The 22,879-nt window shown below is 34.9% G+C and carries 16 protein-coding genes and 2 tRNA genes; 15 read left to right on the forward strand and 3 right to left on the reverse strand.

Going from position 1 to position 22,879, the window contains the following annotated elements; genetic code table 11:
* The first annotated feature begins 38 nt into the window (after positions 1–38).
* The 12 genes from HMPREF0520_RS03400 to HMPREF0520_RS03455 all read left to right on the forward strand — a co-directional run bounded on the left by HMPREF0520_RS03400 (position 39) and on the right by HMPREF0520_RS03455 (position 16,682).
* Positions 39–110 (forward strand) — tRNA-Gly (locus HMPREF0520_RS03400).
* A gap of 38 nt (positions 111–148) precedes the next feature.
* Positions 149–222: transfer RNA gene (locus HMPREF0520_RS03405), tRNA-Pro, on the forward strand.
* Between the two features lie 14 nt (positions 223–236).
* On the forward strand, positions 237–1,091 hold the full coding sequence (locus tag HMPREF0520_RS03410; protein WP_006729520.1) for a bifunctional hydroxymethylpyrimidine kinase/phosphomethylpyrimidine kinase: 855 nt from the start codon (positions 237–239) through the stop codon (positions 1,089–1,091).
* A complete protein-coding gene (locus tag HMPREF0520_RS03415) occupies positions 1,081–1,590 on the forward strand; it encodes an ECF transporter S component (protein ID WP_006729521.1) in 510 nt (169 codons plus the stop codon). The genes HMPREF0520_RS03410 and HMPREF0520_RS03415 overlap by 11 nt, the downstream gene beginning before the upstream one ends.
* A gap of 117 nt (positions 1,591–1,707) precedes the next feature.
* On the forward strand, positions 1,708–2,886 hold the full coding sequence (locus tag HMPREF0520_RS03420) for an aminotransferase class I/II-fold pyridoxal phosphate-dependent enzyme (protein WP_006729522.1): 1,179 nt from the start codon (positions 1,708–1,710) through the stop codon (positions 2,884–2,886).
* 82 nt (positions 2,887–2,968) lie between these two features.
* Positions 2,969–5,392, forward strand: a complete 2,424-nt coding sequence (locus tag HMPREF0520_RS03425; protein WP_006729523.1) for an ATP-dependent Clp protease ATP-binding subunit — start codon at positions 2,969–2,971, stop codon at positions 5,390–5,392.
* A 202-nt stretch (positions 5,393–5,594) separates the two neighbouring features.
* Positions 5,595–9,278 (forward strand): DNA-directed RNA polymerase subunit beta, encoded by a 3,684-nt coding sequence (gene rpoB / locus HMPREF0520_RS03430; RefSeq protein ID WP_006729524.1) that lies wholly within the window; start codon positions 5,595–5,597, stop codon positions 9,276–9,278.
* A gap of 18 nt (positions 9,279–9,296) precedes the next feature.
* Complete coding sequence (gene rpoC / locus HMPREF0520_RS03435) at positions 9,297–12,962, forward strand: DNA-directed RNA polymerase subunit beta' (protein WP_006731218.1); 3,666 nt, start codon at positions 9,297–9,299, stop codon at positions 12,960–12,962.
* A 122-nt stretch (positions 12,963–13,084) separates the two neighbouring features.
* Positions 13,085–14,281, forward strand: a complete 1,197-nt coding sequence (coaBC, locus tag HMPREF0520_RS03440; RefSeq protein WP_006729526.1) for a bifunctional phosphopantothenoylcysteine decarboxylase/phosphopantothenate--cysteine ligase CoaBC — start codon at positions 13,085–13,087, stop codon at positions 14,279–14,281.
* A 141-nt stretch (positions 14,282–14,422) separates the two neighbouring features.
* Complete coding sequence (locus HMPREF0520_RS03445) at positions 14,423–15,211, forward strand: Cof-type HAD-IIB family hydrolase (protein ID WP_006729527.1); 789 nt, start codon at positions 14,423–14,425, stop codon at positions 15,209–15,211.
* Between the two features lie 22 nt (positions 15,212–15,233).
* Positions 15,234–15,887: a metal ABC transporter ATP-binding protein gene (locus HMPREF0520_RS03450; RefSeq protein WP_010221860.1), complete on the forward strand. Its 654-nt coding sequence runs from the start codon at positions 15,234–15,236 to the stop codon at positions 15,885–15,887.
* Positions 15,888–15,890: 3 nt separating this feature from the next.
* Complete coding sequence (locus tag HMPREF0520_RS03455) at positions 15,891–16,682, forward strand: metal ABC transporter permease (RefSeq protein ID WP_006729529.1); 792 nt, start codon at positions 15,891–15,893, stop codon at positions 16,680–16,682.
* A gap of 58 nt (positions 16,683–16,740) precedes the next feature.
* On the opposite strand, the gene HMPREF0520_RS03460 is transcribed toward HMPREF0520_RS03455, so the two are convergent.
* The 3 genes from HMPREF0520_RS03460 to HMPREF0520_RS03470 all read right to left on the reverse strand — a co-directional run bounded on the left by HMPREF0520_RS03460 (position 16,741) and on the right by HMPREF0520_RS03470 (position 20,658).
* Positions 16,741–17,925, reverse strand: coding sequence for an amidohydrolase (locus HMPREF0520_RS03460; RefSeq protein ID WP_006729530.1), 1,185 nt, complete (start codon positions 17,923–17,925; stop codon positions 16,741–16,743).
* A 113-nt stretch (positions 17,926–18,038) separates the two neighbouring features.
* Complete coding sequence (locus HMPREF0520_RS03465; RefSeq protein ID WP_006729531.1) at positions 18,039–20,111, reverse strand: KUP/HAK/KT family potassium transporter; 2,073 nt, start codon at positions 20,109–20,111, stop codon at positions 18,039–18,041.
* A gap of 112 nt (positions 20,112–20,223) precedes the next feature.
* Positions 20,224–20,658, reverse strand: coding sequence for a hypothetical protein (locus tag HMPREF0520_RS03470; RefSeq protein WP_006730561.1), 435 nt, complete (start codon positions 20,656–20,658; stop codon positions 20,224–20,226).
* Positions 20,659–20,856: 198 nt separating this feature from the next.
* Between HMPREF0520_RS03470 and HMPREF0520_RS03475 the strand changes: the two genes are divergently transcribed.
* From HMPREF0520_RS03475 to HMPREF0520_RS03485, 3 genes are all read left to right on the forward strand, one after another.
* Positions 20,857–21,069, forward strand: a complete 213-nt coding sequence (locus tag HMPREF0520_RS03475; RefSeq protein WP_006732740.1) for a DUF1659 domain-containing protein — start codon at positions 20,857–20,859, stop codon at positions 21,067–21,069.
* 36 nt (positions 21,070–21,105) lie between these two features.
* Entirely contained in the window at positions 21,106–21,372 is a 267-nt protein-coding gene (locus HMPREF0520_RS03480; protein ID WP_006729534.1) for a DUF2922 domain-containing protein, read from the forward strand.
* A 192-nt stretch (positions 21,373–21,564) separates the two neighbouring features.
* The gene (locus HMPREF0520_RS03485) at positions 21,565–22,869 is read left to right on the forward strand and encodes a glycoside hydrolase family 73 protein (RefSeq protein WP_006729535.1); all 1,305 of its coding nucleotides are present in this window, start codon (positions 21,565–21,567) and stop codon (positions 22,867–22,869) included.
* Positions 22,870–22,879 lie beyond the last annotated feature (10 nt).

Here is a 22,879-nt window from a genome sequence, read left to right on the forward strand (position 1 = left end):
GTATTACATAGATTATGTGTTATAATAATCTATGTACTGCGGAAGTAGTTCAGTGGTAGAACATCACCTTGCCATGGTGGGGGTCGCGGGTTCGAATCCCGTCTTCCGCTTTGTATAGGAGCCTCACATTTTTGTGAGGCTTTTTGTTCGGGAAATGGCTCAGCTTGGTAGAGCGCTACGTTCGGGACGTAGAGGTCGCAGGTTCAAATCCTGTTTTCCCGATAGAGGTATATTTTATGCAGAAAATGCTTATAATTGAAGATTTATCTGCTTTAGGTCAGATTTCGATGGTTAGTGCAATTAGTGTTGCTACTATAATGAATGTTAAGCCGGCATTGTTGCCGACTATTATTTTATCTACACAAAGTGAAGGATTTGGAGCTCCGGTAAGTTTAACTTTAGAACAGTGGCAAAATAAAGCTATTGAGCATTGGAACAGTTTAGAGCAAGAATTTGATACGATGATGATCGGCTATATTGGTTGTATATCAGGTGTTCAAAATATCCTTTCTTTTTTGCCACTCATTAGAAAGAAAAAATTAGTAGTGGATCCAGCAATGGCAGATCAGGGAAGCTTATATCCTAATTTGCCGCTTACTTATCCATCTATGATTAGCACTTTGTGTCAATATGCTGATGTGATTGTGCCTAATTTTACTGAAGCATGTATGCTTGCCCAAGTTGATTATGCAAATGATTCTCTTAACCAAAGTAAGTTAGATCAACTTGTTGATAAGTTAGTGCAACGATTTCCTTCAACGGAGATTATTATTACGGGTGTCCCTTTGGCAAATAAATTAGCAGTAGTTTATGTTAATAAACTAAATATTGCTTCTCCGATGCTATGGTCTGTGGAGTCGATTGCTAGACATTTTTACGGTACTGGTGATATATTTACAGCAATTGTTAGTGCATGTTTAGCTAAAAAAATGTCAACAGAAAAAGCAGTAAAAATTGCTATTAATGCTCTGGAACTAGCAGTAAAAGATAGTGCACAACTTACAGATCATGAGTTGTTATATGGATTGAAAATGACAAGAATGCAAGAATATTTATTAGATATTGAAGGAAATGAAATAGATGAAAAGTAAAAGAATAAAGTTGAATGTTTTTACTGCTTTGATGATTGCTATGTCAGTAGTTTTAGGTAGATGTTTCTTAATCCCTATTTTTTGGACAAGAGGCAATATTAATTTGTGTGATGCTGGTATTATGCTGGCTAGCTTAATTTTAGGTCCATTTTATGGTGCATTAGTGGGTGGAATAAGTGGGATGTTATTGGATTTGATATCTGGTTATGCGCAATTTGCCATTTTTTCTTTAATTGCTCATGGATTAGAGGGATTAGTTATTGGTTTTATTTATTTTAAACTCAAAAATCGTACTTGGAGTAAATACTTAGCTCTATTTCTTGGTAGTGTAGTTATGATTGCTGGTTATGTTGTAGCTGATAGTTATCTTTACTCATTGAAGGCGGGCTGGTTAGGTATTGGTACAAATATTTTGCAGGCATTAATTGGTGCCATTGTTTCACTTTCTCTTTATTTTGCTTTATCTAAAAAAATACATAATATTTTTGAAATCAATTAATATAATTTCTATAAAAACTTTGGGATTAGTTCTAAAGTTTTTTATTTATATTTGCATTAGCCCGTGTTTATGTTTTAATAATATCATGTTATTTTAGATAGTAGATGAGGTAAAATTATGTCAAAGTTATCAGAAAATGTCCATTCAACTCTTAATCAGATTCCTAAGTTTAAACTTTTCAATTTTTCTCAATATGCCTTAAAATTTCCTGATGTTATCCAATTGACATTAGGAGAGCCAGACTTTAATACTCCTGATCATATTAAGTTGGCAGCAATTGAAGCAATTATTAACAATCATACTAGATATGCACCGCAAAGGGGTATACCAGCTTTGTTAAACGCAATTAGTGCCGATGTTGAACAAAAACTTGGCTTGCATTATGATCCAAAAGATGAAATTATTGTTACTAATGGAGTTACTGAGGGATGCTATGCTACGATTATGGCATTAGCAAATCCCGGAGATATCTTTTTATTACCGACACCTGGATTTCCAATGTATGTAGCAGATGTTGCGATAGCAGGAGCAGAAATAGTTGAAATAGATATTTCCAAAGATAATTTTAAATTGACACCCCAACTCTTACAAAAATATCTGGATAAATATGGCGATCGGGTGAAGGGATTAATTATGGTTAATCCTTCTAATCCTACGGGTGTGGCTATGAATCAAGCTGAATTGGATGCCTTAGCTGATGTCATTCGTGGCAAAAATATTTTTGTTATTTCAGATGAGATTTATAATTGCTTGTGGTATGAGGATGAAATTGGTTCGATAGCTAAAGCGTTACCTGAACAGACAATTATGTTTAATGGATTTTCGAAAACTTATTGTATGACTGGTTGGCGAATAGGTTATATTTGTGCACCAAGGGAAATCAGTGCTCAAATTTTCAAGGTGCATTGTTTTGCTCTTACTGATACAGTAACATTTGTCCAAGATGCTGCTATAGAAGCTTTAGTCAATGGTCAAGATGATTGCTTGCCAATGAAAAAAGCCTATATTGAGAGACGTGATTATATTTGTGATGCTTTAGCTAAAATGGGATGGGAACATCCATTTCCTCAAGGAGCATTTTATGTATTTGCTAAAGCACCAGAATTTTTAGAACAAGATGATGAAAAACTTGCTTATGATTTGATTAATAATGCTAAAATTGCTGTTGCACCAGGTTCCTATTTTGGCAAGGGTGGTGAACATTATTTACGCTTTTCTTATGCAATATCGTTAGATGATATAAAAATCGCAATGGAACGATTAAAGAAATATACAGCAGAAAGAAAGCTACAATAGCATAAGTTACCAAATTTTTTAATTGACTTAAATTTAGTTATAATAGTTAGCATAAGATTAACTAATAAAATGGTGGTGTATAATGAATATTCCTTATAGTGAAAATGCAAAGAAAGTCTTAGATATTGCTCAGCAAAAAGCAACAATGCTTAAACATGCAGTAATTAGTACTGAACATGTATTATTAGCGATTTCCACAATGGAAGAATGTAGTGCATATCAAACACTGAAAAAATATAAAGTTACAGAGTCTAGAGTTGAAAATATTATCAACGAATTTTATAGCGGATATGGTGAAACGGTTGTTACAGAAGAATATTGTATTTTTTCACCACGTCTCAAGAAAGTTTTGCAATGTGCCCAAAGATTGGCACTTGTTTTAAAACAGGATACTATTACAACTAATATCTTGTTGATGGCTTTAATTAAAGAAAAAGAGCTTACATCGCGTTTGATTTTGTCTGATAACTGTGGAATTGATATCAAAGAGTTATTGAAAGTTTTGCGATATACAATTAGTAAAGCTAATTCTGTTAATAGTAAAAAACATTCTAGTACTCCTGCTTTGGCAAAAGTTTCTGTTGATTTAACTAGGCAAGCCTTAAGAGGGATGATTGATCCTTTAATTGGTCGCACTAAAGAATTGAAACGAGTGATCCAAGTAATTTCTCGCCGAGTTAAAAATAACCCTATGTTGGTTGGTGATCCAGGTGTTGGAAAAACATCTATTGCTCAAGGTTTAGCTTTAGCTATCGTTAATAAAGAGGTTCCTGTTAATTTATTGAACAAACGAATTTTATCGTTAGATTTGGCATCATTAGTAGCAGGCACTAAGTATCGTGGCGATTTTGAGACTAAAATGAAAACGATTATTAATGAAGTTAGAAGAGATGGCTCAATTATTTTATTTATTGATGAAATACATACCTTAGTTGGAGCTGGTGGAGCAGAAGGTGCTATCAATGCTTCTAATATTTTAAAACCTTTTCTTTCTCGGGGAGAAATTCAAGTGATAGGTGCTACTACTTTTGACGAATATCAAAAGTATTTGGAAAAGGATCCTGCTTTGGCTCGTCGTTTTCAACGGATTAAAGTTGGTGAGCCAACTGCTAAAGAAACTTTAGGTATTCTACAGGGCTTAAAGAGTAAGTACGAAGAATTTCATAATGTTAATATTGAAGCTGATGCCTTAAAAGAAGCAGTTGATTTATCTGTTCGATATATTTCTAACCGTTTTTTACCAGATAAAGCTATTGATGTAATGGATGAAGCATGTTCCGCTGTAAAAATTAAGCATAATGCAACTGAAAAAGACAGCTCTGGAGAGTTAAAAGTACAAATTGCCGATCTTGCAGAACAAAAACAAAATGCAGTCATTGCACAAGATATTGCTAAGGCTGGACAATTATATCGTCAGGAATTGCAACTTAAGGCCAAGTTACAAAAAATGTTGCAACAAAAGGATACAAGCAAACCTAAACGACCATTAGTTACTGTAGATCAGGTAGAAAAAGTGGTCTCTGAATTGACTGGTGTTCCTGTAACGAAGATGCAACGTCAAGAAAGCAAGCGATTAGCTAAATTAGAAAGTATTTTGCATCAACGTGTTATTGGCCAGAATTTAGCTGTAGAAGCAGTAAGTAGGGCTATTAGGCGTAGTCGCAGTGGCATCAAAGATCTTAATCGACCTATTGGTTCTTTCCTATTTTTGGGACCTACGGGTGTAGGTAAGACAGAATTAGCTAAGGCCTTAGCTGATGCGGTATTTGGCTCAGAAAAAAATATTATTCGGGTTGATATGTCTGAATATATGGATAAGGTTGCGGTTACTAAGTTAATTGGTTCTGCTCCTGGTTATGTTGGATATGAAGCTGGCGGTCAATTAGCAGAGAAAGTAAGACGTAACCCTTATTCTGTAATTCTGTTAGACGAAGTTGAAAAAGCTCATCCCGATATTTTTAACATTTTATTGCAGGTTTTAGATGAAGGCTTTTTGACCGACTCTAAGGGTCGCAAGATTGATTTTAGAAATACAATTATTATTATGACGTCTAATTTAGGATCCCGCTCTCTTAAAGACGATAAGACTGTTGGCTTTGCTACTAGCAATCAAGATATCAATGGTGTTATTAAAGAAAAAGTATCTGCTGCTACGAAGAATTTCTTTAGACCAGAATTTTTGAATCGAATTGATGAGCAAGTAGTGTTCGAAAGCTTAGATAAAAAGCAAATTAGACAAATTGTAGTGTTAATGATTAACCAATTAGTGCAACGTCTACAAGAAAAGAAAATTGCGATGAAGATTACTACAGGAGCAATGGATATTTTAGCTAAGGATGGCTTTGATCCTGAAATGGGAGCTCGTCCTTTACGTCGAGCTATCCAACATGAAGTTGAAGATGTTGTGGCAAAATATTTAATTAGTGGTGAATTACATGAACACCAAATTTTAAAGTTGTCAGCTAAAAATAGCAAATTAACTTTTGCAATTAGTGACAATAAGTAATATTAATTTTGACATTTTTTAAAATCTAGAGTATAATAACTACGTTTAAAAGTCTGAAATTCAGGATTTTGCTGATCTATTGTCCAGCAAAATAATAAAACAAAAACAACGAGAGAGGTTGTTTTTGTTTTTTTGTGCCTAATTTAGAACTTTTGCTAAAATGTAACATAATTGTAATATTTAGTCTTTTTCAAAAGAAAGGATGTTTTCTTTGCTAGGACATGCTGTTAACTATGGTAGTCATCGGACAAGAAGAAGTTTTTCACGTATTAAAGAAGTAGTTAAACTTCCAAATTTGACTGATGTACAAACCGAATCGTACAAATGGTTTCTTAAAGAAGGTATTCGTGAGATGTTTGATGATATTATGCCTATCTCTGACTTCTCAGGAAAATTATCTTTAGAGTTTGTTGATTATAAATTATTAAAACCAAAATATACACTAGAAGAAGCTCGTGATCATGATGCTAATTATTCTGCACCATTACACGTTACACTGCGTTTAACTAACCACGAAACTGGTGAAATTAAAACGCAAGATGTGTTCTTTGGCGATTTTCCATTAATGACGGATTCTGGTACTTTCGTTATCAATGGTGCTGAACGTGTTATTGTTTCGCAGTTAGTTAGATCACCAGGTGTCTATTACCACTGTGATTATGATAAGAATGGGCGTCCTATTTATGGTACAACTGTAATTCCAAACCGTGGTGCATGGTTAGAATACGAAACTGATGCTAAGAATTTAGCTTATGTTCGTATTGATCGTACCAGAAAGTTACCTATGACTGTCTTGGTTCGTGCTTTAGGACTAGAATCAGACAGTGATATTCAGGATTTCTTTGGCAAATCAGATAGTCTATCATTCACTTTAGAAAAAGATATGCACAAAAATCCTGCAGATACCCGTGTTGCTGAATCATTGAAGGATATTTATGAACGTTTACGTCCAGGTGAACCTAAGACAACTGATTCATCAAGATCATTGTTATATGCTCGTTTCTTTGATCCAAAGAGATATGATTTAGCACCTGTAGGTCGATACAAGATTAATAAAAAATTATCACTAAAGAACCGTCTTTTGCGTCAAACCTTAGCAGAAACTTTAGCAGATCCTGATACAGGTGAAATTATTGCTAAAAAGGGTACGGTAGTTACTCATGAATTGATGGATAAGTTGGAAAAATATCTTGATCGTGATGACTTCAAGACTGTAACTTATCAACCATCAGAAGAAGCTGTTTTACCTGATCCAATTACTGTTCAGGAAATTAAGGTATTTTCAAAAGTTGATCCCGAGCGTGTCGTAAAATTGATTTCTAATGGTCATATTGGCGAGGATGTTAAACATATCACTCCAGCAGATGTCCTAAGTTCGATTAACTATTTCTTTGCTTTACAAGATGGATTAGGCTCTATTGACGATATTGATCATTTAGGTAATCGTCGTATTCGTCGTGTAGGTGAGTTGTTGCAAAATCAATTTAGAATTGGTTTAGCAAGAATGGAACGTGTTGTCCGTGAAAGAATGTCGATTCAAGATATCGCAACCGTAACACCACAACAATTGATTAATATTAGACCAGTCGTTGCCTCTGTTAAGGAATTCTTTGGTTCTTCACAATTATCACAATTTATGGATCAAAATAACCCTTTAGGTGAGTTAACACATAAGAGACGTATGTCTGCTTTGGGACCTGGTGGATTGTCACGTGATCGTGCGGGATATGAAGTTCGTGACGTGCACTATACTCATTATGGTCGTTTATGTCCAATTGAAACTCCTGAAGGTCCTAACATTGGATTGATTAACTCAATGGCTACTTATGCTGTAGTTAACAAATATGGCTTTATTGAAACACCATATCGTCGTATTTCATGGGAAACACATAAAGTTACTGACAAGATCGATTATTTAACTGCTGATGTTGAAGATAACTATATTATTGCCAGTGCCAATGCTCCTTTGAATGAAGATGGTTCCTTTAAGGAAAAAATAGTTTTAGCTAGACATAAGGAAGAAAATCTGGAAGTTTCACCCGATAAGTTAGACTACATGGACGTTATTCCTAAGCAGGTTGTTTCAGTTACTTCAGCATGTATACCTTTCTTGGAAAATGATGACTCAAACCGTGCTTTGATGGGTGCTAACCACCAACGTCAAGCTGTACCTTTGATTAATCCACATTCGCCATTAGTTGGTACAGGAATGGAATATCGTGCTGCTCATGACTCCGGTGATGCGATTTTAGCTAAAGCTGCTGGTGTTGTTGAATATGTAGATGCAAATGTGATTAAAGTTAGACGTGATGACAAGACGTTGGATGAATATGTTCTTGAAAAATATCGTCGTTCAAATGCTACTAAAAACTATAATCAGACACCTAATGTTCATTGCGGTGAGAAAGTTGTCGAAGGTGAAGTTATTGCTGATGGACCAGCCATGGAAAATGGTGAGTTAGCATTAGGACAAAATCCAATCATTGCTTTTGCTACTTGGAATATGTACAACTATGAAGATGCTGTTATGATTTCTGAGCGAATGGTTAAAGATGATGTCTATACTTCTATTCATATTGAAGATTATGAATCAGAATCACGTGATACTAAGTTAGGACCTGAAGAAATAACTCGAGAAATTCCTAACGTAGGTGAGGATGCTTTAAAGGATCTTGATGAAGATGGTATAGTTCGTGTCGGTGCCGAAGTACAAGATGGTGATATTTTAGTTGGTAAAGTAACACCAAAAGGTGTGACAGACTTATCTGCAGAAGAAAAATTATTGCATGCAATTTTTGGTGAAAAAGCTCGTGAAGTACGTGATACTTCCTTACGTGTACCTCACGGTGGTGGCGGAATTATCCAAAATGTGCGTGTCTTTTCACGTGAAGCTGGTGATGAACTTGCACCTGGCGTTAACAAGATGGTAAGAGTTTATATTGTCCAAAAACGTAAGATACAAGTCGGTGATAAGATGTCAGGTCGTCATGGTAATAAAGGTACGATTGCTTTGGTTTGTCCTGAAGAAGATATGCCATATTTACCAGATGGACGTCCAGTAGATATTTGCTTGAACCCAATGGGTGTGCCTTCACGTATGAACATTGGACAGGTTTTGGAAATGCATTTAGGTATTGCCTCTAAGCATTTAGGTGTACATGTTGCCACTCCTGTGTTTGATGGAGCTTCTGAAGAAGATATGTGGAATATGGTTCGTGAAGCTGGTTTAGGTAAAGATGGTAAAACTGTTCTTTATGATGGTCGAACAGGTGAACCATTCCATAATAGAGTATCTGTTGGTGTTATGTACTACTTGAAGCTTACTCACATGGTAGATGACAAGTTACATGCTCGTTCAATTGGGCCTTACTCATTAGTTACACAACAGCCTTTGGGTGGTAAAGCTCAATTTGGTGGACAGCGTTTTGGTGAAATGGAAGTTTGGGCATTGGAAGCTTACGGTGCTGCTTACACCTTGCAAGAAATTTTGACTTATAAGTCAGATGATGTGGTAGGACGTGTTAAGGCATATGAAGCTATTGTTAAGGGTGAAAAGATACCTAAGCCTGGTGTTCCAGAATCATTTAGAGTTTTAGTTAAAGAATTACAATCTCTAGGATTGGATATCAAAGTGCTTGATAGCGATAAAAATGAGATTGAGCTTCGCGATATGGATGATGATTCTGATGAACATCTCAATATTGATAGCCTTTCTAAATTAGCTGAACAACAAGAAAAGAAAAAATTGGCTGAAGAAGCGGAAGAGCAAGAAGCCGAAGAAACAGATCAAGTTGATGAACAATCTAATTTTGATGAGTCCGATGAAGAAGAAGAGGATTTTGATGATTTAGAGTTCCCAACTTCTAATGATGAAGTTTCCGATTAATTATAGGAGGATAAACTTTTGATCGATGTAAATAAGTTTGAAAGTATGCAGGTAAATTTAGCCTCACCTAATAAGATTAGAAGTTGGTCTTATGGTGAAGTAAAGAAACCTGAAACAATTAATTATCGTACTTTGAAACCTGAAAGAGATGGATTATTTGACGAGCGTATCTTTGGCCCTACAAAAGACTGGACATGTAGTTGTGGCAAATATAAGGGTGTTCGTTATCGTGGCATAGTTTGTGACCGTTGTGGTGTTGAAGTAACTTCTGCTAAAGTTAGAAGAGAGAGAATGGGGCATATCGAATTAGCCGCTCCTGTTTCTCATATTTGGTTCTTCAAGGGCATTCCATCACGAATGGGCTTGATTCTTGATATTTCACCAAGAGCCTTGGAAGAAGTAATTTACTTTGCTGCTTATATCGTTATCGATCCAGGCGATACGGAGTTGGAATTTAAGCAACTTTTAACTGATGCTGAATATCGTGAAAATAAAGCTAAATATGGCGATAGATTCCAAGCTAAAATGGGTGCAGAAGCTATTCAAGACCTGTTAAAGCAAGTTGATATTCAAGAAGAAGCTAAAAAACTAAAAGAAGAATTAAAAACTGCTACTGGTCAAAAAAGAATGCGTGCCATTAGACGTTTAGATATTCTGGAAGCATTTTGTAATTCTGGTAATAAGCCTGAATGGATGATTATGGATTGTATTCCAGTTATTCCGCCAGATCTTCGTCCAATGGTTCAATTAGACGGTGGACGTTTTGCAACTTCTGATTTAAATGATTTATATAGACGTGTGATTAATAGAAATAATCGTTTAAAGAGATTACTTGATCTTAATGCACCACGTATTATTGTTCAAAATGAAAAGAGAATGTTGCAAGAAGCAGTAGATGCTTTAATTGATAATGGGCGTCGTGGTCGTCCTGTAGCCGGCCCTGGCAATCGTCCTCTTAAATCACTTTCACATATGTTGAAAGGAAAGCCAGGACGTTTCCGTCAAAACTTACTTGGAAAACGTGTTGACTATTCAGGACGTTCAGTTATTGATGTATCACCTAAATTGAAATTCTATCAATGTGGTGTTCCCCGTCCAATGGCATTAGAGTTATTTAAGCCTTTTGTGATGCATGAACTAGTTAAGCGTGGATTAGCATCCAATATTAAAAATGCTAAACGCAAGATAGATCGTGAAGATGATGATATCTGGGACATTCTTGAGTATGTAATTAAAGAAAGACCAGTTCTTTTGAACCGTGCCCCTACTTTACACCGTTTAGGTATTCAAGCTTTTGAGCCAGTATTAGTTGCTGGTAAATCTATTAGATTACATCCGCTAGCTTGTGAAGCATATAATGCTGACTTCGATGGTGACCAGATGGCTATTCACTTACCATTGTCTGATGAAGCTGTTGCAGAGTCACGATTATTAATGTTAGCTGCTCACCATATCTTGGCTCCAAAAGATGGTAAGCCAATCGTAACGCCATCTCAGGATATCGTTTTAGGAAATTATTGGTTGACTCAAACTGAGCGTGGACGTGAAGGTGAAGGTATGATCTTTAATTCACCAGAAGAAGCAACAATTGCTTATGAAAATGGTGATATTCACTATCATACTCGAATCGGAATGGCTGCTGATTCAATGCCTGAAAAGAAGTGGCCTGAAGGCTATGAACATGGTATTTTTGTAACAACTTATGGTAAATTAGTCTTTAATGCTTTGTTCCCTAAGGATTTCTTCTACGTCAATGAACCAACTCAAGAGAATTTGACTAGCCCATTAGCTGAAAAATATTTCCTTAAACCAGGTGAAAATATTCACGATAAGTTAGATTCATTACCTTTAGGTAAGGCATTTAAGAAGGGATTCTTGGCTGATTCTATTGCCCAAATTTATAAATTATATCGTGTTCAAAGAACATCCGATTATTTGGACGATTTGAAAGAATTAGGTTATACCGTATGTACTACTTCAGGGTTAACGATTGGTGTTGAAGATATTCCTACTTTGAAAGATAAAGATGATATTGTACGTGAAAATCGTCAAAAAGTTGATGTCATTTCTAAACAATACCGTCGTGGTTTAATTACTGATGAAGAACGTCATGATCGTGTAATTAGTATTTGGAATAATTGTAAAGATACCATTCAAAATGAACTTGCTGGATTGTTTGATCCACGCAATCCTATTTCTGTCATGTCAGACTCTGGAGCTCGTGGTAATATTTCTAACTTTACTCAGTTAGCTGGTATGCGTGGTTTGATGGCCGCACCTAACGGTGGTATGATGGAAATTCCTGTTACTTCTAACTTCCGTGAAGGATTGACAGTGTTGGAAATGTTCATGTCAACTCACGGAGCTCGTAAGGGAATGACCGATACTGCTCTTAAGACTGCCAACTCTGGTTATTTAACTCGTCGTTTGGTTGATGTGGCTCAAGATGTTATCATCAGAGAAGAAGATTGTAATACTGATCGTGGCATTACTGTTTCTGCAATTACTGAAGGTGACGAAATGATCGAACCATTGTTTGATCGTTTGGTAGGTAGATATACTTCTAAGAGTGTAATTGATCCTACAACTGGTGAAACAATTTGCCCAGCTAATGTAATGATGGACGAAGATATGGCACAAAAGATAGTTGATGCTGGTGTAACTTCAGTTACTATTCGTTCTGTATTTACGTGCAACACACAACATGGTGTTTGTCAAAAATGTTATGGTATGAACTTAGCTACAGGTGAAGATGTTGAAGTAGGTGAAGCCGTAGGTACTGTTGCTGCTCAATCTATTGGTGAGCCAGGAACTCAGTTGACTATGCGTAACTTCCACAACGGTGGTGTTGCCGGTGCTAACGATATTACTCAGGGTTTACCTCGTGTACAAGAGCTATTTGAAGCACGTAATCCTAAGGGACGTGCGACAATCTCAGAAGTAACTGGTGAAGTTACAAGTATTGAAGAAGATCCTGCTGAACATACACGCGAGATTACTGTTAAGGGTCAAACTGATACTAGAACTTACTCTGTACCATATACTGCATCAGTAGCGGTAGCTGAAGGAGATCAAGTAGAACGTGGACAAAAATTAACTTTAGGTTCTATTGATCCAAAGGAATTAATCCGTGTTCGTGATGCTTTAACTACAGAGAAATATATCTTGAGTGAAATTCAAAAAGCTTATAGAATGCAGGGTGTTGAGATTGCAGATAAGCACGTGGAAGTAATGGCTCGTCAAATGTTGCAAAAGGTTCGCATTTTGGATCCAGGTGAAACTGATATTTTACCTGGTGAATTGATGGATATCGGTGAATTTAAGGCACGTAATAAAGATGTTATTATTTCTGGTGGTATTCCTGCTACAGCTCAAAGTGTAATGCTTGGAATTACTAAGGCCGCTTTGGAAACTAATAGTTTCTTGTCTGCAGCTTCATTCCAGGAAACGACACGTGTGCTTACAGATGCTTCAATTAGAGGTAAATCTGATCCACTTCTTGGACTTAAAGAAAATGTTATTATTGGTAAGATTGTACCAGCAGGTACTGGTATGCCAATTTATCGTAAAATGGAACCTAAGGCAGATATTCCTGCAGAAAATCTGCCTGAAAAAGAAAATGAATCTGATTCCAAAGAAAAATCAGTTTATGCTCAAGCACAATCTACAGGTAGTGAAAATTAATAATTACTAATCAAAACAACATAAGTCTAATTAATTGACTTATGTTGTTTTTTGATATTGTATTTAATATTGGTTAAGCTAAAATTTAACTAGTATATTGAGTAAATGGATAGGTAAATTAAATGTCAAAAATAGCAATTTATATTAGTGGTGGTATTGCAGCATATAAATCGATTTTAGTTTTAAGAGAGCTGCAGAAACAAGGCCATGAAGTTAGAGTGGGGATGACAGCTAATGCCCAAAAATTCGTAGGTGTTCAAACTTTTGCCGCTTTAACGCATACTACTGTTTTAACAGATTTATGGGATAATGATCATCAAACTGAGATTGGACATTTAGAATTAGCTCAATGGTGCGATTTGGCGTTGGTTGTTCCTGCTACGGCTAATATAATTGCTAAATTAGCCAATGGCATAGCAGATGATGCAGTGACAACTGCTTTGATAGCAACAGATAAACCAATTATAGTAGTTCCAGCTATGAATAATAAAATGTGGCATAATGCTGCATTGCAACGTAATATTAAGCAATTAATTGACGATGGAATGCAGGTTATGACGCCAGAAACTGGATATTTGGCTGAGGGATACCAAGCTCAAGGTCGCTTGCCAGAACCAGACAAAATAGTACAATTTGTTAATGCTAATTTGCACTGCGATAGTTCTTTAGTCGGAAAAAAGGTAGTTATTACTGCTGGAGCAACCCTTGAAAAAATTGATCCAGTTCGCTATATTTCTAATTTTTCTAGTGGGAAAATGGGTTGGGCAATGGTTCAAGCTTTTTTGCAAAGAGGAGCTGATGTTACATTGATTTATGGCAAAGTTAGTGTGAATATTGTGCCATTTGCCAGATTAACAACTATTCATGTAGCAAGTGCTCAAGAAATGTTAACAGTAGCGGAGCATGAATTTAGTGATGCTGATATTTTAGTAATGACTGCGGCAGTGGCTGATTTTCGACCTAAAAATTATTGCCCACAAAAAATCAAAAAAGTTACTGGCAATGATTCTTATCAATTAGAGTTGGTAAAAAATCCAGATATTTTATATACACTGGCTCAAAGCAAAAAAGCCAAGCAAGTCGTGGTAGGTTTTGCAGCAGAAACTAACAATTTATTAGCCAATGCTCACACTAAATTAAGTAACAAAGGGGCAGATATGATAATTGCTAATGATGTTAGTCAGGATGTGTTTGGATCTGATCTGAATGAAGTAACAATTATTACTAAAGATGATCCAGATGTTAAATTACCACGCATGAATAAGCAAGAGATTGCAGAATCTATTGTCAACCATATTATTAAATTAAATTCTAAATAGGGCTATAAAAGACAAGAGCGTGTAAGAAAAGACACGTTCTTTTTTAGTTCATCTATGTTATAGTAAAAGGAGATATTTTGGGATATTTGGCACAACTCTTGAGCGATTTGATCCTCATTGAAAGAAAGAAGGATAGTTTATATGATTAAATTGATAGCAACTGATATGGATGGAACATGGTTAAGAGAAGATAAAACATATGATGAAGCAATGTTTGTTCGGATCTTTGATTTGATGCAGGAGCAAAATATTAAATTTGTCGTCGCAAGTGGAAATCAACATGCTAATTTGTTAACTAGGTTTCCTAATCATGTGGATAAGATTTATTTTGTCGCAGAAAATGGAGCAATGATTGCACAAGGAAAGCAAATTTTGCGTATTGTTGATATCCCAGATGATATTTATCATTTAATGCTTAATATTGTAGATGAAATGTCTTATCCTAGCATTGTTTCGGGAGTTACTGGAGCTTATATTTTGAAAAAATCCGGTCAGGAATTTTATTTGGAAAATTATAAGTACTACAAAAATCTTAAGCAAATTGATAATTATGAAGAAGTTGACGATCGTATTTTCAAGGTAAGTATTGTTGTACCACCAGAGTTAATGCCTACAATTATCAAAGATTTACGTTATCGCTATCCTGAAATTGGTTTTGTTGCAGGGTCGGCCAATACAATTGATATGTCAACACCTGGTATGAATAAGGCTGTGGGCTTGAAATATTTATCATATAAGCTAGGTATCAAATCTTCAGAAATGGTTGCGTTTGGTGATAGTGGTAATGATGTAGGGATGTTAGAGTATGTAGGACATAGCTTTGCTATGGGAACAGCTTTACCAGAAGCCAAAAAAGCTGCTAAGCATATTATTGGTTCATGTGATGAATCAGCAGTTCAATATAAAATACTTGATTTGTTAACCAGATAGATGGATGAGGAAATAGAGGTAAATGTGTACAATTTTACAAGTCAATAATTTGATGATGAAATTTGAGGATCGACTTATTTTTGATCGAGTTAGTTTTACATTGCAAAAAGGCTCAACCACTGCCTTACTAGGTTCAAATGGTACTGGTAAAACTACTTTAATTAAAATTTTGATGGGGATGTTACCTGCAACTAGTGGTGATTTTCAATATAGTCCCAAAATTAAGGTGGCTTATGTACCTCAATTTCGTAATTTGGATGCTGATTATCCTTTATCAATTAGGGCCTTTGTGGAATTAAATATGCCACTTTTTAAATCAAAAAAAGATAAAGCAGAAATCAACCGTATACTGGCAGAAACACATTTATCTCAGATCCAGCATCTACGTATGGGAGCCGCATCTGGTGGTCAACGTCAGCGAGCATATTTAGCTCAAGCATTATTAGATCGACCAGATTTAATTATTCTAGATGAAGCTACCGCTAGTTTGGATCCAACTGCTAAAGAAGAATTGATGTTGCTGATCAAGCATTTGAATGAAAAACATCAAATGACAGTATTATTTACCACCCATGATATTATGTTAGCTAAAAAATATATGCATGAATATTTGATTTTTCATAATAAAACCCTAATTCATGGTCAAATGAAAGATTTTGCCGAAGAGGAGATATAAATAATGTTAAGTTATGATTTTATGCAATATGCTTATTTAGCTAGTAGCTTTATTGCGATAACTTGTGCTGTCGTCGGCGTCTATGTTGTTGCACGTGGCTTTAGTTTTTTAGCTCATACATTATCAGAAATTGGCTTTGCTGGAGCAGCTTTTGCAGTTTTTTTAGGAATTAATCCTTTATGGGGAATGTTACTTTTTACTTTGCTAGGTTCGTTTTGTGTCGGTGAATTATCACTGCGTAGTGAACAAAAAGAGTCAGCAATATCAGCAATATCAGCATTATTTATTGGCCTAGGCGTTTTATTTTTAGCTATTTCACACGCTAATAGTCGTTATGCTACTGACATTTTGTTTGGCTCAATTATTGGAGTAGATTTATCTGGTGTAATTCAGTTAGTGCTCCTTTCATTGGTTGTGATTTTAGTTATTTTATGTATTATGTCGCCACTAAATTATGATTCATTTGATCATATTGGAGCTATTAGTCATCATTTAAATACAGCCTTAGTAGGTGCTATTTTTTTGATGGCTTTAGGGATGTCTGTTGCTATTGGTTCACAAGTTGTAGGCTCCTTGTTGGTGTTTATTTTATTAACACTGCCAGCATCGACAGCTAGATATTTGGGTAAAACTATTTTTAGCATGCTAGCTTGGGCGGTAGCTATTGCTCTTATTGGCGTTTGGTTAGGGTTAGCTTTAGGCTATTATACTAACTGGCCTGTTACTTTCTTTATTTCGATGATTGAAGTTTTGATCTATCTGTTAGTTTATATTGGTAAGTTAATCAAAAAATAAAAGATCATTTATTAGGCTATAATGCTTAATGATGATCTTTTATTTTGCAAAAATATGTTTATTTAAATAAGGTGTGTAGAGTAATGATAGCTGCAGCTTTGGCAGCAATTAGTAATGAGTTTTCATTAACATAAAAGTCAGGACTGTGATGTGGGTGATTCGTTTGATCTGCTGCCATACAACCAACATAGAAAAAAAGTCCTGGGATGTTTTGAGAAAAGTATGAGAAGTCTTCAGAAGGATCTTGTGGACCAGGATCCATTACAGTAGATACTTCAGGTAGCTTGGCTTTAGTTAAAGCAGTTATTGCTTCATTAGCCAATTGCTCATTATTGATTAAAACAGGATAGTTATCATCATAGTTGATACTTGCTTTAATATTAAAACTGGTTTGTAAGCCATTAACTAATTGAAAAATTTGACTTTTAACTAATTTTCTCGTGCTTTCCTTCATTATGCGGACATCACCTTTTAAGGTAACATTTTCTTTAATAGCATTAAATGAACCTACACCTTCAAAAGAGCCAATGGTAACACTAGCTGTATCAAAAGGATTAATTCTTCTGGAAACTATTGTTTGTAACATAGTAACTAAATAAGCACCAGCAACGATTGCATCGTTAGACAGATGTGGCATAGAAGCATGTCCACCTTTGCCTGTTAATTTGATTTCAAAACTAGCTCGTCCAGTTTGAGTTTCTCCTTTGTGGATACCAATCATGCTGGTCGGCATTGATGACATTAAATGTAAGCCGATTATTTGATCAATACCATCTAAAACACCATCCTTGAGCATCGAAATTGCTCCACCCGGTGATATTTCTTCAGCTGGTTGATGAATAATTCTGATTTTACCACGCAATTTATCTTTTATTTGCCATAAGTTCTTAGCTAAAACCATCAAGTATGCAGTATGACCGTCATGACCACAAGCATGCATCACCCCGGGGTGTTTAGATTTAAACGAAAGATTGTTGTTTTCTTGTACAGCTAAGGCATCAAAGTCAGCTCTCAACGCTAAATGAGGTCCCGCAGTATTACTATCTATGTCGATGTAAAAACCATATCCATCACCGCAATCGTGAATTGGACATCCTAATTGCTGATAGTATTTTTTAATATATGTTGCGGTTTCTTTTTCGTGGAAAGATATCTCGGGGTATTCATGTAAATGTCGTCGGATGCGAATGATTTCTGTTTCATCTTCTTTAAGTTTATTTAGTAATTCCTCTTGTAAATTCATTAGATTCCTACTTTCATAAATTATCTATCATTTAAAATCATAGCACTAATTAAACAAATGATGTTTGCCAGTGACTTGGAATTATGGAAATAAAAAAGCATCGTTAACGATGCTTAAAAATTATGTAGTTTTTTACGATATTCAGCTAGCATATGCTTTTTTTCTTCTTTTTCTTTTTCAATAATACTATATTTGCTGGCTGGTACACGATTGATATAGAACTTATGGCGTGTTCCTAAAATCAAAGGTACACGTTCAATCACTGTATCTGAATAATCTAAGCCAAACCATGATGCTGGATTGGATGATAAATTTTGTAACCAAACACGAGCTTTTATAATATTCTTTTCGTAATTAGTTAATTGAGTTTGCGGACTAACTACATCTTGCACAATAACAAATGAAAAATCACCGACATCTCGTCCAGGGGTTGTAGTGTATTCTTGCGGCTGAGCTTCAATTGTCTGGTCGGCAATTAGATCATGAACAATTTGTCGCAAATAGATGTTAACACGCTGTTGTTGCTTAAATCCTAAATATAATTGCACATTGATGACATTTTTTGTACCAAAGGTATTAACTGAGTATTCATTGGTAAAAGGCTCATCTGTAACATTTACAGTAACGAACCAATAAGCTTTAGCACGCTTAGGTCTTTTGTCTAAGATGGAATAGATTACTTCACGTTTAATGAATTTATTGTATTTTACTTTTGCCATGTAAACTAAGTTAGTAGCATATGTAGGGTAATCTTCGTCATGACTTAAACGTGTCAACATATCAATATATTGATCTAATCGAACATAAGAATTACGATTTTCTCTAAGATCCCTCACCTTATTACCATAGTACCAAATATACATTACACCTAAAATTAAGCCAGCAATTAAAACGGTGACATAACCACCATGAACAAATTTTACTAAACTTGAAATTAAAAAGGCCGTTTCAATGAGTGTAAAGATGACTACAAATAGTAAACGAGTAAAAATCGAATGGTTAGATTGCCCCAAATATTCAAACAATAATAGTGTAGTCATTAACATAGTTGCTGTAATAGCTAGACCATAAGCAGCCTCCATATGTTCAGATGTCTTAAAAAAGAAGACAATTGATAAGGTAGCAATTGCGAGCATTTTATTAACAGATGGGATATAGATTTGACCTTGTTGTTTAGAAGGAAAAATAATATTCATGCGTGGAATGAATTTTAATTGGATGGCTTCAGAAACTAAGGTAAATGAACCAGTAATTAATGCTTGGGATGCAATAATAGCTGCTAAAGTAGCTAAGATAATAGCATAAATTCTCAATTGCTCTGGAACGATTGCAAAAAAGGGATTTAAATCGCCAATAGCATGATAATTAGGATTATGCAAAATCCAGACACCTTGACCTAAATAGTTAAGAGATAAGCAAACAAAAACATAAGGCCAAGAACCAATGATATTTGCTTTACCAACGTGACCTACATCTGAATATAGGGCTTCAGCACCAGTTGTAGCTAGAAAAATACTTCCTAAAATAAAGAAGCCAACTTTATTTGCAGGACTGAACATAATTTTAATAGCATAAATTGGATTAAGTGCTTCTAAAATAGACATATCACCAATCATGTTACAAAAACCTACAACACCTAAAAAGGTAAACCAGATGAGCATTACGGGACCGAAGGCTTTACCAATAACATCAGTTCCCATTCTTTGAATCAAAAAAAGCAATAAAAGGATAATAATGGTAATAAAAATTACTGATTTTTGATCAGGAACAAAGATATGTTGTCCTAGTTTCATACCTTTGAGACCTTCAATAGATGTGGTAACAGTCACTGCTGGGGTTAAAGCTCCATCAGCCAATAAAGCAGCACCACCAATTAAAGCAGGCATAACTAACCATTTAGCCCTTTTGCGTACTAAAGCATATAAAGCAAAAATCCCACCTTCGCCGTGGTTTGTCGCTTGTAAGGCTATTAATACGTATTTAATGGTAGTTAATAATGTAACCGTCCATAGAATTAATGAAATACTTCCAATAATCAATTCACGATTAATATTAACTAAGCCGCCGTTAGCATTAATGATTGATTTCATAACATATAGCGGACTAGTACCGATATCGCCATAAACTATACCAATAGTTATCAATAATCCTGCAATTGAGAGGCGATTTTTTAACTTGTCATTCATGAAAAATAACTCCTAATTGATCCTTATATAGGAAAATTAATACGAAAAAAAGAATGCTATAGCATTCTTTTTATTACTACATTCTCATATATTTTGCAAAAACATGCAAGCCTTAAGAAAGAGTTTGTGAGATGTTATTGCGACGTTCACTGTACCAATCATTCCACTCGTCAAATGTACGAACACTTTCTACAGCTAGACCAGTTTTTGCTTTAATATTTGCTAGAATATTTTCAAAATTTTGTGCATGAATATTCAAAACATGTTTAATCAAATTACGACGACCAAATGCTTCATTGGCAAGAATATATGTATTAATTTCAATAATATCATGATTACCATCAAAAGCTGCCATGATTTCTAAATCAGCTTGTTCAAATTTGGCAATATAAAAGTTTGCGAAAACATTTAAATAATCAGGATATTCCTTATATTCAGTTGCTGGCATTTCTACACGATTGGGTTCTGGTACAACTACTTCAAATTGATCTTCGGTAGTTTCTTCAGTAGTTTCTTCGGTTTCGGTATTCTTTAAGTCTTCAGTCAAAGTTAAGAGCTCCTTCTTATTTGTTATATCTGTACAAAAATTCAATACTATATTACATGTAAAATAGTATAAAATCAATCTTTTTATGAATTATCTGAATTTTTGCGACAAATTATCATTCTCAAACGTTAGTAATAGTGTAAGTCAAAAAAACACCGGTGAAAAACTTACATTATATTTAATAAGGATGGTATGAAGATGAAAACAAAAACAGTGTCACAAAAAGTAGAATATATATTTATTAATCCTAAGTATGATGAGGGAGAAAAAGTATTTACTTTTAAAAATCTAAAGCCCGATGCAGATTATGCAAGTGTGGTAAATGTAGGTAAAGCAATAGCTAAATTACATAAAGGCGATAGCTTTAAAAATGCTACATTAATTCAAAGCAATGAGATTATTGCTGAATAAAATCAGAATTAGTACACAGTAAGGAGAAATAAACAAATGACTAAAACAAGTAAAACATTAAAATTAATTTTTAAAAATGATCATCATAAGGTATCTACTTTGAGTTTGCCATATGCTAGTGTTAACTTGACAGAAGCTGAAGTTAAAGAGGTGATGGATACTATTGCAAAAGAAAATATTTTTGCTAAAGAAGGGGTTGGGCTATATACTGAACCGCAAGCAGCTCAATATGTTGAGCGAACGATTAATCCAATTTTCACTACTGCTAAATCAAAGCATCCAATTGCTCCAGCAATTAATTAAAATTTTAAATAACTAATGATCAATAGTTAAAATAATCTAAAAAAACACAGTCTATTAACAGGGATAATTTCTGGATAATAGGCTGTGTTTTAAGTTAATGTTACAATTATGTTATTGAACAGATGTTCGGTTGAAATGAAAAAATTTAGTACTTAAAATAAAAATTGGTACGTAATATTAAAGGAGAAGGATATGAATAGATCAACTATAACGAGTGCTGTCACGGCAATTCTAATTGCTGGTGCTGGGATATCTGTAGATAATATCTTAAATACAAATAGCCAGACTCATCAAGTAGTCGATGCTACCACTCAACAGGAATTTTTAAATAAAGCTATACCTGCTGCTACTAAAGCTTCGTCTAAGTACGGAACATATACTTCAGTGATGCTTGCACAAGCTATTCTTGAATCTAATTGGGGTAATTCTCAGTTGGCACAAGAACCAAATAATAATTTGTTTGGCATCAAGGGTTCATATCAAGGAAATTCTGTATCATTTTCGACTTCTGAGTTTAGTGATGATAATGGTTACTATACAGTTGATGCTAATTTTAGAAAGTATCCGACTTATCATGAGTCGTTTGATGACAATGGTAATTTACTTCGCAATGGCTTAAATGGATATTATTCAGATACTTGGATTGAAAATGCACAATCTAGTTCAGATGCTACAAATGGTTTGCAAGGCAAGTATGCTACAGCTCCTAATTATGCTCAGAGTTTGGATAAAATTATTAGTCAATATAATTTGACAAAATATGATCCGAAAATTACAGACGTTAACGAAAGAAAAGTCATACAAAAAACTTGTTCTGTGACTTCAGCACCTGTTGAATCTAGTGTAGGTAAATTAGTTAAGACTTTGCATAGAGGCGACGTAGTAGATGTCACTAAGTATATTGCTTATGGCAATGGTGTTAAATATGCTTTGACTAATTATGGTTGGATTGATGCAATTGCGATAGTTCCTATTGTGAGTCAAGCCCCAGTTGCTAAGATGAGTGGCGTGAGTGTCGTTAATAAAATTGTCAAAATTAATTATATTCCTAAATATGGGATTGCTGTTTGGCAAAAACCAGCTCATCACGTAGTTGGTAAGTATTTAGCACATGGTACTAGTTGGCGTGTTGATCGCCAGATTAGTATTAATAATCATTTATGGTATCGTGTAGGAACTAATCAATGGATAGATAGCCAATATACTATTGTAACTTATGATAGTAAAAAAGTAGCTGAACCTAAAACTCAAGCACCAGCTAGTCCAGTTAGCTCAGCTGGTCGAAATGAAGTAGCTGCACATGGGATAGTTACAGTTAGTTGTGGTAATTATCAAAAATTAGCAGTTGTTAATGCCCCAGCTGGTAAGTTAACTGGTAAAAAATTAGCTAATAACACTCGCTGGCGTTTCTTTAAGATTGCTAAAGCTGATGGACATTTTTGGTATAATTTAGGCGGTAACCAGTGGGTTATAGCCGATTACGTTTATGAAAAATAAGGAGGAATTT

It is taken from the genome of Lactobacillus iners DSM 13335, assembly GCF_000160875.1.
GTDB classification, from domain to species: domain Bacteria; phylum Bacillota; class Bacilli; order Lactobacillales; family Lactobacillaceae; genus Lactobacillus; species Lactobacillus iners.